Source organism: Streptomyces sp. NPDC007875, from assembly GCF_042868035.1.
Lineage (GTDB): Bacteria > Actinomycetota > Actinomycetes > Streptomycetales > Streptomycetaceae > Streptomyces > Streptomyces antimycoticus.
Genome location: NZ_JBIADZ010000036.1, coordinates 15,535 through 30,441, shown reverse-complemented (window position 1 = coordinate 30,441; position 14,907 = coordinate 15,535). Strand labels below are relative to the sequence as shown.

The window sequence follows — 14,907 nt, the reverse complement described above, 5'->3', positions numbered from 1 at the left end:
GGGGGTCAGTTGCACGGGAAGACGTAGTCGGACGAGTAGTTGATGTAGAGACTGCTGGAGGTCTTGCCCATCTTGGCGGTCACCGGGGCGCAGGCGATGCTGGAGACATAGACCGGGCCCGCGTACTCGCTGAAATTGCCGGAGTCGGTGTCGCAGCCGGTGCCGTCCACCTTGCAGACCTTGAGGTACATGTACTGCGAGGCGCCGTAGTTGTTGTCGAGGATCGCGCAGCCCTTGCCGCCGTTGGTGTAGCTGAACAGCGTGGCCAGGCGCTGGCTCGGGTCGGTGCCGGCGGGCAGCGGAATGGCCTTGTTCAGCGTGTAGCCGGTGCCGCACACGGTCGCGGCGGTCGCGGTGGGAGCCGGGTTGGCCTTGGCGAACGCCTTGGTCTCGGCGGAGGCGGACGGCGCCACCTTGACGCTGGGGGCCGCGGCGCGCTCGGCGGCCGACGCCTGGGGCGCGGTGAGGGTGAGCACGGCCGCCGCGGCGGAGGCGAGGGCGGCACCGACGGTGGATCTGAGGATCGTGGACATGGACGTACCCCTCCCGTAAAGGCTGCTGAAAGCGGAGATCGCCGGGGCCTCTCCCCAAGGCCCGGACGCGGGAACAAGCGCTTTCCGCGCTGTGGTCGCACGGAACATATGCACTGGTCATGGCCTTGGACAAGAGGTCTGGACGGGCATGGGGAGCGGAGCCGGACCTTCCGCCGGCGGGTGGTCACGGAGGAGGTATGGGGTGCGTCGCCGTGCGTCCCCAATGAAGGGATAAAGCGACTCATGTGCCACGAGCTCGGTATACAGAGGGTTGAGATGTGTTGCTGGTCACTATCTCTGGACTCGGCGGGCGGGCGTCCCGGCGGCCATGACACCCCGTCACAAAACGAAAGGGGCTCCTCGGAGAACCGAGAAGCCCCAGGTCGGTGGCCAAGCCGCGGTGCGCCGCCAGGGACTCGAACCCCGGACCCGCTGATTAAGAGTCAGCTGCTCTAACCAACTGAGCTAGCGGCGCCTGCTGACGTGGAAATCCTACCCGACCTCGGACACTGGTCAGGCCCGACCTCGGACGGTGGTCAGGACGTCGCGAGGCCCGTCGCGGCCTTGCGCCATTGGTATGGACATGACTATTGGCCCTGGATACTCTCAACTTGGTCTAGACCGCCGTGCACGGCTCATCGAAGCACTCCCCACGTCTTCAGGAGCGAAGCATGCGCAAGAAGATCAGCGCCGCCGTCATCGGCATCGGTCTCGCGGCGATTTCCGTCCTCGCGACCGGCGGCAGCGCCTCCAGCCACGGCTACACCGACTCACCCATCAGCCGCCAGAAGCTGTGCGCCAACGGCACGGTGACGGGCTGCGGTGACATCCAGTACGAGCCCCAGAGCGTCGAGGGTCCGAAGGGCTTCCCGTCCGGCGGTCCCGCGGACGGCGCGATCTGTGCGGGTGGCAACAGCCGGTTCTCCCAGCTCGACGACCCGCGGGGCGGCAACTGGCCCGCGACCAGGATGACCGCCGGGCAGAGCTACACCTTCAACTGGCGGTTCACGGCCTCCCACGCGACCACGGACTTCAAGTACTACATCACCAAGAACGGCTGGAACCCCAGCCAGAAGCTCACCCGTGCGAGCCTGGAGTCCCAGCCCTTCCTGACCGTTCCGTACAACGGCCAGCGTCCGCCGTCCACGCTCTCCCACTCGGGCACCATCCCGAGCGGTAAGAGCGGCAGACATGTGATCCTCGCGGTGTGGACCATCGCGGACACCTCGAACGCCTTCTACGCCTGCTCGGACGTCCAGTTCTGATCGTTGTCCGGTCGATCCGGTAGCGCGGATGGGTGCGGTGCCGTCCCGGGACGGCACCGCACCGACGTGACGATCAGGCGTCGAACGCGCCCGCCTTCGCGCTGCGGACGAAGGCGGCCAGGACTGGTGGCACGGTGGTCAGGACGGTGCCGGGGGCGTCGCTCTCGCGCAGCTGGACGCGGCCGCCGGTGACGGCGACCTCCACGCACTGGCCCTCGCCCGCGGAGTACGAGGACTTGCGCCAGTGGGGGCGGTGGTGCGTGGTCGTTTCAGAGGTGTTCATATGTGGGGCCCTCTTTCTCATACCAGACCAGCGATGAGGGCCTTCGTGCCATCCGCGGACAGCGCGCAGTCCACGATATGGCCGAAGGCGTCGGCGAAGACGTTGACGTCGTCGACTCCTTCGACGTACGAGGGGCCGCGCAGGTTCTCCTGTGTGACCACATCCGGCATCGGGCCCGGGAAGGCCACAAGTGTGAACGCGCCCGCGTCCCCCGGGTTGGGCGCCGCGTCGATCGGCATCACCTGCAGCGTGACGGTGGGCCACTCCGCCACCTCCAGCAGCCGCCGCAGCTGAGCGGTCATGATGTCGGGCTGCCCGGTGAACCGGCGGCGCAGCGCCGCCTCATGGATGACGGCCCACAGCCGCAGCGGTTGGCAGGAGCGGGTGAGGACGGCCTGGCGGGCCAGGCGCACCTCGGCGAGAGCGTCGACCTCGGCGGCGGTGCGGGCCACGGCGTTCGCCGCGATGGTCTCGCGGGCGTAGTCGGCCGTCTGCAGCAGACCGGGGACGACCAGCGGGGCGTAGTCGCGGACGCTCTCCGCGTCGCTCTCCAGCGAGATGTAGTCGGCGTAGGCGGGGGCGACGACGCCACGGTAGGTCTGCCACCAGCCGCGTTTGCCCGCGTCCTTGGCCAGTCCCTCCAAGGCGACACGGGTGGTGGGGTCGGTGATGCCATAGGCTCTCAGCAGGGTTTCGACCTCGGTGGCGCGGATCGTGGCGTTGGCGTTCTCGATCCGGGAGAGCTTCGGCGCGGTCCAGCGGCGGGCGTCGGCCGATCCGTTCGCGGCCGCGTTGAGGGCCGCGGCCGCCGCGTCCAGTGTCATCCCCGCTTCGGTGCGCAGCTGTCGCAGCGTGGAGCCCAGGCGCCTGCGCCGAACGGTGGGCACTGGCTGGTAGGACATGTCGCCAGTCTGTCGTATTGCCAACTACGCCTACCAGCCGGGCATATGCCAGTCTTGTGCGACTGGGTCGAAACATTGCGAGTGGGACGTTCCATAGGCCAGGATCGCTAGGGGACACGGCAGCGCGCCGTGGTGTGGAGGGGCCCCGGATCATATGGCTGAGAACATCTCGCAGCGATACGAACTGCGCCTTCGCGCTCATCCGCGGATGCTTGCCGACATTCGCCGTGCCGTCGGTGCGCGCCTGCGGCTGTGGGGGCGAGAGGAGCTGATCAGCGCGGCGGGGATGTGCGTCACCGAGCTGCTGTCCAACGTCCACAAGCACGCGGCCTCTCCCGAATGCGTCCTCACCCTGGAGAAGCTTCCGCACGGGATCCGCGCGGCGGTCAGCGACTCCGAGTCGGCGCTGCCGGTGGTCAAGGAGCCGGACTTCCTCTCCGAGAGCGGCCGGGGGATGTTCCTGCTCAGCAAGACCGCCCATGAATGGGGCACGGACCTCACCCCGACGGGCAAGACGGTCTGGTTCACCCTGCGCGCGGAATCGGTGGAACCGTGACCAGCGGCGCCGGTAGCGTGGAGCCGCGCACGAGGGCAGGGGGTGGGCCATGGACCCGGTGACGGCGGGAGCGCTGGTCACGGCGGTGAACGCGGCGGTGTCGGGCGCCGGCGGCGAGGCCGGGCGGCGGGCCCTGGAGTCCTTCGGCACGCTGGTCCGCCGCGTGCTGCGGCGGGGCGAAGGCGAGCCGGCCGGTGAGCCGGAGCCGATGGCGATTCCTTACGACGATGGCGAGCGGCTGCGCCAGTTGGCCGATCTGCTGGTCGAACGGGCCCGGCAGGACCCGGGGTTCGGCCGTGACCTGGCCTCCTGGATGCGGGAGCACGGCACGCCGGCCGGCGAGGCGGGCGCCGTGCGCAACACCATCACGGGCAACGCCCGCATCACCGGCCCGGTCATCCAGGGACGGGACTTCCACGGGCCGATCAGCTTCGGCTGATCCAGGCGGCCGCCCCGGGACGGGGAGGGGAGGTCCGTGCCGAGCTGGCAGCAACCGGACACCACCCCCCACTCCGCGTCGTCGAACGGAGCGGAATCGCTGCGGTCCGTAGTCCCGCCGTGTCCGGGACCCGGACTCGCCGGTAACTTGTGGACATGCGCCCCCGGCGTATCGGCGGCGCGACCGTAAGATACGAGCCGCCGCACCCGGTTTGGTCAACTCTTTACCTCACGCCCCGCGTTGACGTGGTCGCTGTGCGCGAATTAGTGTCGTCATGGATTTCGCACAATGCTGCCTCCGCAATTTGGGGCAGGGAAATTGACGAGAATCAGGCCGGTATTCGCATAACCAGGTCACTGTCGCCCGGCAGGGGAAGTCATGGTTGGTCTTGTGAGGGTGCCCGAGCCTTCGCCTCTGAGCACGGAGACTCCCTCGTCAGGCGCCGTCGACTATGTCGAGCACGCGCTGCTGGCCGCCCGTGATCTGATCGAGTCGACGGTCACCCGGCACCGAAGGGAGCTGGCCCAGGACTCCTGGGCGGGAACGGCTCTGGGGAAGGTGCCGCTCGCCGAGGTCGTCGACACCCTGGTCGACTGCGCCGAGCGGACCGTCAGCGTGGTGCTGTCGGGGAACGAGGAGCAGACGCGGGCCGTCTGCGCCGCGCTCGCCCGCCCGGCCAGGGGAAGCCGGCGCGCCGTCGTCGTACGGCTGTTGTGCGAGGAGTCGGTGCTGGCCTCGGGCGCGGTACGGGCGCTGGCGCGCACCGATCCGCGGTGCGAGATCCGGATCTGCGACGGCGGGCTGCCGCCGTTACCCGAGGCGCTGCTCATCGACGGCCAGGTGGTCTACCTCAGAAGGGGGCCGTCGGAGCCGGGGCGGGGTCCGGGCCAGGCGTCGCTCGTCGAGGACCCCGCCACGGTGCGGGCCCTGGAGATGATGTTCGCCGGGACCTGGGGGAACGCCGTGGCGCTCGCGGACCATCCGCGGCTGGGCGGGCGGTTGTGCCCGGAGTCCGTACGGCGGATCCTGGAGTGTCTGCGCACCGGCCACACCGATGAGGTGGCGGCGCGCACGATGCAGGTCTCCTTGCGCACCTACCGCCGGTACGTCGCGGAGATCATGCGGGAGCTGGGGGCCAACTCCCGCTTCCAGGCGGGGGTGCGGGCGGTGGAAATGGGGCTGCTGCCCGGCCGTCACTGACGGCGCTCGAGACCTTGACCACGTCACGGGGCGGGAAGTACGGGAATGTCGACATGAAGGACCGCGGACGCGATCCTGGACCGGAGGCCGCGCTCGCGGGGGACCTGCTGGAGGGGACGCTACGGGAGGTACGGGACCTCATCGAGTCCACGGTGATCCAGCACCGCGCCCGGCGGAGCCGGGACGCGCGGTTCACCGAGGTGGGGGTGGAGGACGCGGCGTTCCTCGCCGCCGCCGAGGAGGTGATCGGCCAGGCGGGGCGGAGCGTGGACGCCGTCTTCCCCGAGTGCTCGGCCCGGATGGCGCCGGTGCAGGCCGCGCTCGGCGCGCTGGTGGAGGACCTCGGTGACCCGGTCGGGGTGCGGGTGCTGCGCGGCAGATCCGCTCCCGGTTCCGGATCCGCCGGATCCGGGCCCGCCGTCTCCGGAACCGGCCCCGGCACCGCCGCCGGAGCGTCGCCCGGGCCCGTGCCGCGGCCCATCCCCGGGCCCGCGCCGCCCGCCGAGGCGCCCGGCGCCGACGCGGCCGCGCGCCCCGTGCAGGTGCGGATCGCGGCGGTGGCGCTGCCCACCGCGGTGATCGCCGACGGCCGGACCGCCCTGGTGTGCACCGAGGCCGAGGAGGGGCGGCAGACCTCGGTCATCGAGGACCCGGTGGTGGTCGCGACCCTGTACGGCATGTTCGGCTCCATCTGGGGCGGTGCGGTGCCCGCCGCCCGCCCGCTCGACTTCGGCAACCGCGCCCGTACCGAAATGGTGCGCCGGGTGCTGGCCCGGCTGCGCGACGGGGTCACCGACGAGGCCGCCGCCCGCGACCTGGCGATCTCGGTGCGTACGTACCGACGCTATGTCACCGGGATCCTGGAGCTGCTGGAGGCCAACTCCCGTTTCCAGGCGGGGGTGCGCGCCACTGAGCTCGGCATCCTCGGAAATACGTCCACATGATAATTTCGTTTTCCCCATCGACATTGTGATCCGGAGCGTGCTGGCGATAGGTTGCCTGCGGGCGTGCCGAGATCTGGCAACAGCCGGTAATGCAAGGGGATTTGGGGATGACCGAAGGGCACGGAAGGGGCGCGACCGCCACGGCGGGCGCGGACGGGGAGCCGAGTACGGAGGAGCCGCATTCACCCCGACCGGGACATGCGCGAAAGACCGGCGACAGCGGCGGAAATGGTGAGAAGTCCTGGGCCGGTGACAGCCGGAAAATGACCGGAGCGGCATCCGGCGCAGCCTCCGCCGACCGGCGGAGAACGCTGTTCCGGGGTGTGCTGCCGCCGCTGGTATTCGGGCTGTTGCTGCTTGTCGTCTGGGACATCGTGACCCGGACCGGCGCCGTTGCGGAGTTCTATCTTCCGGCTCCGCTCGACCTCGCGCGGCATTTCCTCGACGACGTGTTCCACGGTGATCTCGTCGACTACACCAAGGAGACGGTGTGGGAGGCGCTGGCGGGCAGCGGTATCGGGATCGCGGTGGCGCTGCCGCTCGGCTATCTGATCGCCCGCAGTGAGCTCGCGGCGGCCGCGCTGCAGCCGTATGTGGCCGCTTCGCAGGCCATGCCCGCGGTGGCGCTGGCCCCTCTGCTGGCCCTGTGGATCGGATACGGACTGCTGCCCATCGCGGTCCTCTGCGCGCTGCTGGTCTTCTTCCCCATCCTCGTCAATACCGTGCTGGGGCTGCGTTCGCTGGACCCCGATGTGATGGGGGCCGCGCGGGTGGACGGGGTGGGGTGGTGGGGGATGCTCTGGTACATCGAGCTCCCGCTCGCCCTGCCCAGCGTTCTCGCGGGGGTGCGCAACGGCCTCACGCTCTCCATCACCGGCGCGGTCGTCGGCGAATTCGTGATGGGCGGCGATGGACTGGGGCAGCTGCTGTCGGTGCAGCGCCAGGAGGCCGACACCATCGGACTGTTCTCGACGCTCGTCATGCTCGGCCTTCTCGCCGCCGTCCTGTACGGAGTGGTCCGCCTGGTCGAGCGGCTCGTTCAGCGCGACTGACAACTTTCATCCCAGAGGAGAAGTACGTGCGTTTCGTGCAGACGTCCATGGGGCGTGCTCGCAGACACCGGGTCATGGGCGCGGCCCTCGCGTCGATGGTGGCCCTGGCCACGTTGACCTCATGCGCCGAGGAGCCGAAGGACGCGGAGGGCAAGGGCGGGACAAGCATCACGGTGGGGCTGACCTACACCCCCAACATCCAGTTCTCCCCGTTCTATGTGGCCGCCGAAAAGGGCTACTACAAGGACGCCGGACTCAACGTGACGCTGCGCCACCACGGCGCGGCCGAAGATCTCTTCGGGGCCCTCTCCTCGGGCAAGGAAGATGTGATCTACGCGGGCGGTGACGAGATGCTCCAGGCGCGCGCCAAAAATGTGCCCGTCGTGGACATCGCCACCTTCTACCAGAAATATCCGGTGGGGCTGATCGTGCCCAAGGATTCCGAGATCCGCACCCCCGCCGACCTCAAGGGCCGGAAGATCGGCACACCCGGTCCCTTCGGCGAGACCTATTTCGGTTTGCTGGCGCTCCTCAAGGAGGGCGGCCTTTCCGCCAAGGACGCCAAGGTGCAGAACATCGGCTTCACCCAGCAGGCAGCCCTCACCGGAAACAAGGTGGAGGGGGTGATGGGCTATCTCAACAATGACGCCGTCTCGTTCAAGGAGGCCGGCAAGGACGTCCGGTCGATTACCCTCGACTCGGGCGCGGCCGGAGATCAGCTGGTGGGCGTGGGTCTGGGCGCCAAGAAGAAGACGCTCGACAAGCGCGGTGACGACATCGGGAAGTTCGTCGACGCCTCTTTGCGCGGATTGCGCTATGCGATCGACCACCAGGACGAGGCCATCGAGCTCAGCGAGAAGTACGTACCGGGGCTGCGCGGCGAGAAGCAGCGGAACAACGCCCGCGCGGTGCTCAAGGCCACGGCGCCGCTGATGAAGAACGACCAGGGTGAGCTGGGCGCGATCGACCCGCAGACCTGGACCCGGATGGCCGACTTCATGTACGACCAGGGGCTCTTGGAGAAGACGGTCACGCCGGAGGACGCCTACGACACGTCCTACCTGCCCAAGTCGTAGGTCTTTTAGGGGAGTTCGGGAGTTCGGGAGTTCGGGAGTTCGGGAGGCGGCGGGCGGTCAGCTGTCCGCCGACCGGCTGTGCAGCGCGGCGGTCACGGCGAACGCGGCCGCCGCGCCCAGCGCGAGCGCCAGCCAGCTGCCCGTCGCCGAGGCGTGGGCGACGATGAACAGCCCGAGCGGCGGCCCGGAGGCCGTGCCCAGGTTCCAGGCCAGCGACGCGAGCGCGCTCGCCCGGCCCACCGCTTCCTCGCCCGACCAGCGCAGCAGTAACGGATAGAAGGCGGAGGAGTACATCAGCTCGCCCGCCGCGAAGACCACCGCGAAGGCCAGCAGCAGCCCGTACCGCACGGCGGCCGGGGCCGCCTGCCCAGCCAGCGCCGCGCCCAGACCGCAGCCGAACGCCACCGCCCACAGCACCGGACCGCCCGCCAGGACCACGGTCTCCGGCAGCCGCTCCAGCCGGCCGCGCAGCAGCGGCTGCAGGGCGATCAGGGCGAAGGAGTTGGCCGCGACCACCACGCTGACCCAGCCCAGCGTGACCGCCATCCGGTCATGCAGCAGCAGCGGTACGGTCGCCTCGATCTGGGTGAAGCCGACGATCGCGAAGAGTGCCTGGGCCAGGATCAGCAGGGCCATGGGGCGGGCGCGCAGCAGGGAGCGATAGGTCGGCCCGGGCCCGGACGGCTGTGCGCCGTCGGGACGTTCCTGCGCCTCGGGCCGGGTCCGGGGCCGTACGCCCAGGATCACCGCGATCAGCGGCAGCGCCGCCAGCCCGTTGGCCAGGTACAGCCAGCGCAGTGTCCCTGCCGGGGTGTCCGCGCCGTGCAGCGCGAGCCCCGCCGCGACCGAACCCAGCCCGATCCCGGCGTTGTTGACGATGTGCCGGATGGCGAAGGCCGCGCGGCGGCCGCTCTCGGGGACGGCCGTGTCCACGATGCCCACGATCGAGGCGTAGAAGAGCCCGAAGCCGACCCCGACGCACACCCCCGAGGCGAGCACCAGCGGCACCGAGCCGGCCGGCGCCAGCAGGGCGTAGCCGGCCGCGAGCGCCGCGGCGCCCAGCGCGCCCACCCGGTGCGGGCTGCCCCGGTCGGCCAGCGGCCCGCCGGCCAGGGCTGCGGCGAAGCTGGCCGCGGCCATCGCGATGAAGTAGCCGCCCGCTGCCCGGCCGCCGAGCCCCAGCAACTGGCTGATGTAGATCGAGGTGAACGGGAAGCACAGCCCGTTGCCCAGGCTGGAGAGCAGCAGTGCGCCCATGAGCAGGCCGAAGCGGCGCCCCAGGGGCGTGCGGGGCGCCGTCGCGCGGAGGGCCGTCACGTGGTGAGCGCGGCGCGCACCTTGAGCAGCTCCTCGGCCTTCCGCAGGTCGTACGGGGCCGGGAGGGAGAGCACCACATGGACCGCGCCGGCCTCGGCGAACCCCTCGACCAGCGGCAGTTGGTCCGGGTTGACCATCACCGTGCGGGCGACCTGGCCCGGGTCCCGGCCGACCCGCTCGCACCACTGGTCCAGGACGCCGCTGAGCTCGCGGAAGTCGGCGACGGGGTCCTCGGAGGCCCAGCCGTACCAGTTCCACCAGTCGGCCTCGCGGGCCACCAGCTCCAGGGTGCGCCGCCGCCCGGCGCCGCCGATCAGCAGCGGAAGCGGGCCCGCGGGACCGGGGTTGAGCTTGGCCAGCCGCTCCTTGACGGCGGTGACGGACGCGGCGAAGGCGTCCATGCGCCCGGCCGGTCCGGGGAAGGGCAGCCCGTACTCGGTGTGCTCGGCCTCGAACCAGCCCGCGCCCAGCCCGAGCACCAGCCGCCCGCCGCTGAGCTGGTCGACGGTGCGGGCCATGTCCGCCAGCAGATCCGGATTGCGGAACGCGGTGCAGCTCACCAGCGGCCCGATGGTGGCCCGCTGGGTCTCGACCGCCATCGCGGACAGCAGCGACCAGCACTCGTAGTGGCGCCCGGCGGGGTCGCCGGTGTGCGGCAGGAAGTGGTCCCAGGTCCACAGCGAGTCGACCCCGAGGGCGTCGGCCTCGCGCCACGCGGTGCGCAGCTCGGCGATTCCGGTGTGCTGGGGGTGAAGTTGCACGCCTACGCGCAGGGACACGGAGGTGAATCCTTTCTGTTGGCGATTGGCGATTGGCGACGGGCGACTCTGCTGGCGATGCCGCCGAAGCGGAGCCGTTACGGCGTGACGACCACGCGGTAGACGGGGGTTTCGGCGGCCTGCTTGAGCGCCTTCTCGACCTCGTCCAGCGGGTAGCGCGCCGTGACCAGCGTCTCCAGCCGTGCGGACAGCCGGCCGCCGCGCAGCAGTTCGGCGGCGGCGCGCCAGTCGTCCGGCTCATGGCTGAAGGAGCCGGTGACGGTCAGCTGGCGGCGGTGCACCTCGTAGCCGGGGAGCTCGGCGGGCGGGCCGCCGGGGCCGCCGCCGTAGAGGACGATCGTGCCACCGTCGGCGACCGCGGCGAGGGCGGCGGCGATGGCCTCCTTGGACGCGATGGTCACGACGACCACGTCCGCCGGGGGCAGCCCGCCGATGTCCTCGGGGGTGACGGCCGCGTCGGCGCCCGCCGCCGCGATGGCGGCCAGCCGCTGCTCGTCCCGTTCGACCACCGCGACCCCGCGGGCCTGCAGATGCGCGGCGACGGCGAGGTGGAGATGGCCCATGTAGCCGGCGCCGATGACGGTGACCCGGTCGCCGGCGCGGAAGCCGCCGCGGCGCAGCGAGTGGACCACACAGGCCAGCGGTTCGCCCATGGCGGCGACGGCGGGATCGGTGTCGCCGACCGACCACACGCGTGAGGCGGGCAGGGCGATGTACTCGGCGAGCCCCGCGCCCATGGTGATCGCGCCGTCCTCGCGCTTGTGCCCCTGGAGGGCGACACAGATGGCGGTCTGGCCGCGCCGGCAGCTGCGGCAGGCCCCGCAGCGCGGCAGCCCGTCGAGGGCGACGAGGGAGCCGACCGGGGGCATGTCCTCCAACGTGGCGGCCTTGGCGCCGATCCGCTCGACCCAGCCGGAGATCTCATGTCCGGCGGCGGCCGGGTAGACCGTCATCCGGCCCGCGTAGAGATTGGCCTCCATGGTGCAGATACCGCAGGCCGCGATGCGTACCAGCACCTCGGAGTCACCGATGTCGGGGACAGGTATCTCTCTGGTCTCCACCTGGCCTGCCGCCGTGATGACAGCTGTACGCATGTGAACTGCCTTCCGGATTACGGATGTTGTGCCGGGAGGCTATGCCGGGGCGACAGGGGTGGCAAGGAAGAACGATCACATGCTGGATCGCGCACCGGAAGACGTCCTGCGGAACGCCCACCAGATGATCACTGCTCCGGCCGCGGCGGCGGCCGCGCCGACGACGGAGGCCACATGCATGGCGTGGACGAACCCCTCGTCGGCGATGTCCGACAGCCGGGGCAGCCGCATCTTCGCGCCGAGCAGCCGGGTGGCCTCGGGCGACTCCCCGGCGGCGGCGGCGTCACCGGAGGGCAGTCCGCTCAGCCGGGGGGTGACCCGGTCGCGGTAGACGCTGACCAGGACGGAGCCGAGGACCGCCACCCCGAGGACCCCGCCGATCTGCCGCAGTGAGTTGTTGACGGCGGAGCCCGCGCCGGTCCGGTCGGCGGGGAGGATGGCCATGATCGCCTCGGTGGTGGGCGCGACGGCGGCACCCATGCCCAGGCCCTGGAGGATGAGGAAGACCCAGAACAGCGGCAGTCCGCTGCTCTCGTCCAGGAAGACGTAGGCGACGAAGCCGGTGGTGGCGATCAGCATGGCCGCGGTGACGACCGGGCGCACCCCGTGGTTGCGTACCAGCTTGGCCGAGAGCGGGGCGCCGAGCAGCACGCCCAGGGCGACCGGGGCGATCGACAGCCCGCACTCCAGCGGCGTCTGTCCCTGGACGCCCTGCAGATAGAAGCTGGTGTAGTACATCGAGCCGTTGAGCCCGAAGAACGTGAGCATGACGGCGACGCTGGCGCCGGTGAAGCGGATGTCGCGGAAGAGCCGGACGTCGAAGCTGGGGTTGGCGACGCGCAGTTCGACGAGGACGAAGACCACGACCAGCAGCACGCCCCCGGCCAGCGAGGCGACGATGGCCGGATCGGTCCAGTCGTTGCGGTGGCCGCCCTCGATGACGCCCCAGACGATGGCGAAGAGCCCGGCGGTGGAGAGCACCACGCCCAGCGGGTCGAACTTCTGCCGCACCCGGGTGACCACACCGGGCAGGAAGACGAACGAACCGGCCACGCACAACACCACGATCGGCACATTGACCAGGAAGACCGACCCCCACCAGAAGTGGTCGAGCAGCGCTCCACTGAGCATCGGCCCAGTGGCGATCGCGATTCCACTGGAACCCGACCAGATGGCGATGGCGGTGGCCCGGTGCCGCTCGTCGAAGACCTGGGCGATCAGGGCGAGGGTCGCGGGCATGATCAGGGCGCTCCCGATGCCCATCGCGCCGCGGGCCACGATGAGTTCGGTGGCCGAGCCGGAGTAGGCGGCCCAGGCGGAGGCCGCGCCGAAGAGCACCATGCCGGTCAGCAGTAAGCGGCGGTGGCCGTAGCGGTCGGCGAGCACGCCGCCGGTGAACAGCAGCACCGCGAAGACCAGGGTGTAGGAGCTGATGCTCCACTGGAGCTGATTGGGGCTCGCCCCGAGCCCTTCGTTGGGATCGGCGAGGGTTTTGAGGGCCACATTGAGCACGGTGTTGTCCAGCCACACCGCGAGTTGGGACAGGACGAGCACCGAGAGCGCGAGCCATTGGCGGCCGGTGGGGGAGTGCGCGGAACCGGCCTGCGCGGCATCGGTGGTCGCGGTGTTCTGTGCAGCCATGGGGGCGGCGCCTTTCGGGACCCTGGGGAAGGTGGGGGGGTCCGCGTCGTATGGCAAGGGATGGCGTGCTGGCTCTACAGGAAGTTACCAATCCGCCCAGCGGGGGCGCAGCCCCTTGCCGACACGGGGAGGTGTCGTGGCCGGAACGCGAGGGTATTTCCCGGCGGGAAGTGTCCCATAAGGAACGATCTTCCTTGCCGTGTGCCAGGGGGCTCGTTACTGTTCCCGGAAAGGGAACGGGGGTGTCCTTTGAGCCATTTCGGAATTCAACCAAATGGGCGAGTGCCTATTGACGGATTTGACGCGGAGGTGGGCGCGGGGAGAGCGGTTCGAACGGAGCCGGACATGGGGTCGGACAACCTGGAGGAGACTCTGGGCCAGGCGTTACGCCTGCTGGAGTCCGCAGTGCACCACCACCGCCGCTCCGCGCTGGCCTCGGCGTCCGCCGAACTGCCGGTGGCCGGGGAGGCCGTGGCCGGGTGGGTGGCGCGGCTGGTGCTGCGCGCCGAGCGGGATGTGATCTGGAGCCTGCCCGAGGTGACGGGCGAGGACCACGCCCGGCTGGTCGGACAGACGCTCGCCCAGCTGGCGGGCAAGGGGGTCAGGACCCGGATGCTCTGCCCGCCGGGCGTCATCCGGGGCGCGGCGTGGCAGCGCTCGGTGGGGACCGTGGCGCGGCTGGAGGTGCGCGTCTGCGAGGGGGCCCGGCAGGAGCTGGTGGTCGTGGACGGCACGGCAGTCATCGCGCCCGACGCCTCGCCGGGCGAGCCCGGCGGCTCCCGCGCCTCGATGATCCAGAACTCGACCGTGGCAGATATGCTGCACCAGCTGCTGAGCGGCATGTGGGACACGGCCCAGCGCCCGATGCGGCCCCTGTCGTTCGAGGGCGGCGCGCGCGGCCGGGTGCTGCGCGAGGTGCTGAAACTGATGGCGGAGGGCTACAAGGACGACGCCGCGGCCCGCAAACTCGGCCTTTCGGTGCGTACCTACCGTCGCTATGTGGCTGACATCATGCGGGACCTGCAGGTCGAATCGCGGTTCCAGGCCGGAGTGCGCGCCGTGCGCGCCGGGCTGATGGAGTCCGACCCCGACTAGGGCCCTTCTGGCGGATCTCCGCGGCGTCGCGGCGTCCGGCACGCTCTCTCGCCGCACCGCGCGAAAACCCGAGTAGCTCCGCTGCGAGGGCCTCCGCGCGGGATGCCGAGAGCACGCACCGGACGCCGCTCCTTCGCCCACGGAGATCCTGCAGAAGGGTCCTGGGGGCGAGCCGCACACTCGGGCGGCAGCCGAGTTGTTGGTGGTTTGAACGTTATTGGCACGCTTCTGTCCGCTGACGACCTGGCAGCTTCCTGCAGAATCCATCTTCTGACCGCGGGATAACCGGCTGCCGTCTGCAGCTTTATGACACCCGGACCAGTCGAGCACCGGTGTTCACCGGGCATGTGACAGCTAGTGGACTCTGGGGTTGTCCCCTCCCGGACCGGCGCCTAGCGTCAGCGGAAGCTTCGTCGCTTTGCCCATGCCCGAAAATGGAGGTGCGCGGTAATGACCGCCATCGTCGAAGAGCGTCGTGAAACCATCAAGGAAATCGTCACCGATATTCTTGAGATCGACCCCGACGAGGTCACTGAGACCAGTCTCTTCAAAGAAGAGCATGACGCGGATTCACTGCGTGCCATTGAAATACTCGCGGCTTTGGAGAAGACCTTCAATATCGTCATAGAGCAGTCCGAACTCAGCCGGATGGTGAACCTTCAAGGCGTCTATGAGGTTGTCTCCGACGCGGCGGGCTGGTGACCGCCGGATCTTGGCGGTCTCTCGGAAGG

General features: G+C 70.1%; 16 protein-coding genes and 1 tRNA gene. 9 read left to right on the top strand and 8 right to left on the bottom strand.

Annotated elements, in window-relative coordinates; genetic code table 11:
* Positions 1-5 precede the first annotated feature (5 nt).
* A complete protein-coding gene (locus ACFYOY_RS42890) occupies positions 6-533 on the bottom strand; it encodes a hypothetical protein (protein WP_351895388.1) in 528 nt (175 codons plus the stop codon).
* Between the two features lie 401 nt (positions 534-934).
* Positions 935-1,008: transfer RNA gene (locus ACFYOY_RS42885), tRNA-Lys, on the bottom strand.
* A 196-nt stretch (positions 1,009-1,204) separates the two neighbouring features.
* On the opposite strand from ACFYOY_RS42885, the gene ACFYOY_RS42880 reads away from it, so the two are divergent.
* On the top strand, positions 1,205-1,798 hold the full coding sequence (locus ACFYOY_RS42880; protein ID WP_351895382.1) for a lytic polysaccharide monooxygenase: 594 nt from the start codon (positions 1,205-1,207) through the stop codon (positions 1,796-1,798).
* 73 nt (positions 1,799-1,871) lie between these two features.
* On the opposite strand, the gene ACFYOY_RS42875 is transcribed toward ACFYOY_RS42880, so the two are convergent.
* Together ACFYOY_RS42875 and ACFYOY_RS42870 are read right to left on the bottom strand one after the other, a co-directional pair.
* Positions 1,872-2,081, bottom strand: a complete 210-nt coding sequence (locus ACFYOY_RS42875) for a DUF397 domain-containing protein (protein ID WP_351895375.1) — start codon at positions 2,079-2,081, stop codon at positions 1,872-1,874.
* Between the two features lie 17 nt (positions 2,082-2,098).
* On the bottom strand, positions 2,099-2,983 hold the full coding sequence (locus ACFYOY_RS42870) for a helix-turn-helix transcriptional regulator (RefSeq protein WP_351895368.1): 885 nt from the start codon (positions 2,981-2,983) through the stop codon (positions 2,099-2,101).
* 154 nt (positions 2,984-3,137) lie between these two features.
* Between ACFYOY_RS42870 and ACFYOY_RS42865 the strand changes: the two genes are divergently transcribed.
* The 6 genes from ACFYOY_RS42865 (at position 3,138) to ACFYOY_RS42840 (ending at position 8,250) form a co-directional block, all read left to right on the top strand.
* Positions 3,138-3,539 (top strand): ATP-binding protein, encoded by a 402-nt coding sequence (locus ACFYOY_RS42865; protein ID WP_351895361.1) that lies wholly within the window; start codon positions 3,138-3,140, stop codon positions 3,537-3,539.
* A gap of 49 nt (positions 3,540-3,588) precedes the next feature.
* Entirely contained in the window at positions 3,589-3,978 is a 390-nt protein-coding gene (locus tag ACFYOY_RS42860; protein ID WP_351895356.1) for a hypothetical protein, read from the top strand.
* Between the two features lie 396 nt (positions 3,979-4,374).
* Positions 4,375-5,178 carry a hypothetical protein gene (locus tag ACFYOY_RS42855; protein WP_351895352.1) on the top strand — a complete coding sequence of 268 codons (804 nt, stop codon included), beginning with the start codon at positions 4,375-4,377 and terminating at the stop codon, positions 5,176-5,178.
* 53 nt (positions 5,179-5,231) lie between these two features.
* Entirely contained in the window at positions 5,232-6,122 is an 891-nt protein-coding gene (locus ACFYOY_RS42850) for a helix-turn-helix transcriptional regulator (RefSeq protein ID WP_388593202.1), read from the top strand.
* A 488-nt stretch (positions 6,123-6,610) separates the two neighbouring features.
* Positions 6,611-7,174 carry an ABC transporter permease gene (locus tag ACFYOY_RS42845; protein WP_253209705.1) on the top strand — a complete coding sequence of 188 codons (564 nt, stop codon included), beginning with the start codon at positions 6,611-6,613 and terminating at the stop codon, positions 7,172-7,174.
* Positions 7,175-7,200: 26 nt separating this feature from the next.
* On the top strand, positions 7,201-8,250 hold the full coding sequence (locus ACFYOY_RS42840; RefSeq protein ID WP_351895342.1) for an ABC transporter substrate-binding protein: 1,050 nt from the start codon (positions 7,201-7,203) through the stop codon (positions 8,248-8,250).
* 57 nt (positions 8,251-8,307) lie between these two features.
* Here ACFYOY_RS42840 and ACFYOY_RS42835 read toward each other — a convergent pair whose 3' ends face one another.
* From ACFYOY_RS42835 to ACFYOY_RS42820, 4 genes are all read right to left on the bottom strand, one after another.
* On the bottom strand, positions 8,308-9,567 hold the full coding sequence (locus tag ACFYOY_RS42835) for an MFS transporter (RefSeq protein ID WP_351895336.1): 1,260 nt from the start codon (positions 9,565-9,567) through the stop codon (positions 8,308-8,310).
* Positions 9,564-10,346, bottom strand: a complete 783-nt coding sequence (locus ACFYOY_RS42830) for an LLM class F420-dependent oxidoreductase (protein WP_351895330.1) — start codon at positions 10,344-10,346, stop codon at positions 9,564-9,566. Before ACFYOY_RS42830 ends, ACFYOY_RS42835 begins: the two co-directional genes overlap by 4 nt.
* 77 nt (positions 10,347-10,423) lie before the next feature.
* Positions 10,424-11,440, bottom strand: a complete 1,017-nt coding sequence (locus ACFYOY_RS42825) for an alcohol dehydrogenase catalytic domain-containing protein (protein ID WP_351895324.1) — start codon at positions 11,438-11,440, stop codon at positions 10,424-10,426.
* Between the two features lie 75 nt (positions 11,441-11,515).
* The gene (locus tag ACFYOY_RS42820) at positions 11,516-13,081 is read right to left on the bottom strand and encodes an MFS transporter (protein ID WP_388593198.1); all 1,566 of its coding nucleotides are present in this window, start codon (positions 13,079-13,081) and stop codon (positions 11,516-11,518) included.
* 345 nt (positions 13,082-13,426) lie between these two features.
* Here ACFYOY_RS42820 and ACFYOY_RS42815 point away from each other — a divergent pair, with 345 nt between their 5' ends.
* Together ACFYOY_RS42815 and ACFYOY_RS42810 are read left to right on the top strand one after the other, a co-directional pair.
* Complete coding sequence (locus tag ACFYOY_RS42815) at positions 13,427-14,176, top strand: helix-turn-helix transcriptional regulator (protein WP_351895311.1); 750 nt, start codon at positions 13,427-13,429, stop codon at positions 14,174-14,176.
* A 450-nt stretch (positions 14,177-14,626) separates the two neighbouring features.
* A complete protein-coding gene (locus tag ACFYOY_RS42810) occupies positions 14,627-14,878 on the top strand; it encodes an acyl carrier protein (RefSeq protein WP_078641653.1) in 252 nt (83 codons plus the stop codon).
* Positions 14,879-14,907 lie beyond the last annotated feature (29 nt).

What these genes read in the sequence shown, in the direction of transcription:
- ACFYOY_RS42890 (WP_351895388.1), bottom strand. Translation starts at nt 533, where the DNA reads ATGTCCACGATCCTCAGATCCACCGTCGGTGCCGCCCTCGCCTCCGCC.
- ACFYOY_RS42810 (WP_078641653.1), top strand. Translation starts at nt 14,627, where the DNA reads ATGACCGCCATCGTCGAAGAGCGTCGTGAAACCATCAAGGAAATCGTC.
- ACFYOY_RS42850 (WP_388593202.1), top strand. Translation starts at nt 5,232, where the DNA reads ATGAAGGACCGCGGACGCGATCCTGGACCGGAGGCCGCGCTCGCGGGG.
- ACFYOY_RS42820 (WP_388593198.1), bottom strand. Translation starts at nt 13,081, where the DNA reads ATGGCTGCACAGAACACCGCGACCACCGATGCCGCGCAGGCCGGTTCC.
- ACFYOY_RS42875 (WP_351895375.1), bottom strand. Translation starts at nt 2,081, where the DNA reads ATGAACACCTCTGAAACGACCACGCACCACCGCCCCCACTGGCGCAAG.
- ACFYOY_RS42860 (WP_351895356.1), top strand. Translation starts at nt 3,589, where the DNA reads ATGGACCCGGTGACGGCGGGAGCGCTGGTCACGGCGGTGAACGCGGCG.
- ACFYOY_RS42880 (WP_351895382.1), top strand. Translation starts at nt 1,205, where the DNA reads ATGCGCAAGAAGATCAGCGCCGCCGTCATCGGCATCGGTCTCGCGGCG.
- ACFYOY_RS42865 (WP_351895361.1), top strand. Translation starts at nt 3,138, where the DNA reads ATGGCTGAGAACATCTCGCAGCGATACGAACTGCGCCTTCGCGCTCAT.
- ACFYOY_RS42825 (WP_351895324.1), bottom strand. Translation starts at nt 11,440, where the DNA reads ATGCGTACAGCTGTCATCACGGCGGCAGGCCAGGTGGAGACCAGAGAG.
- ACFYOY_RS42870 (WP_351895368.1), bottom strand. Translation starts at nt 2,983, where the DNA reads ATGTCCTACCAGCCAGTGCCCACCGTTCGGCGCAGGCGCCTGGGCTCC.
- ACFYOY_RS42815 (WP_351895311.1), top strand. Translation starts at nt 13,427, where the DNA reads ATGGGGTCGGACAACCTGGAGGAGACTCTGGGCCAGGCGTTACGCCTG.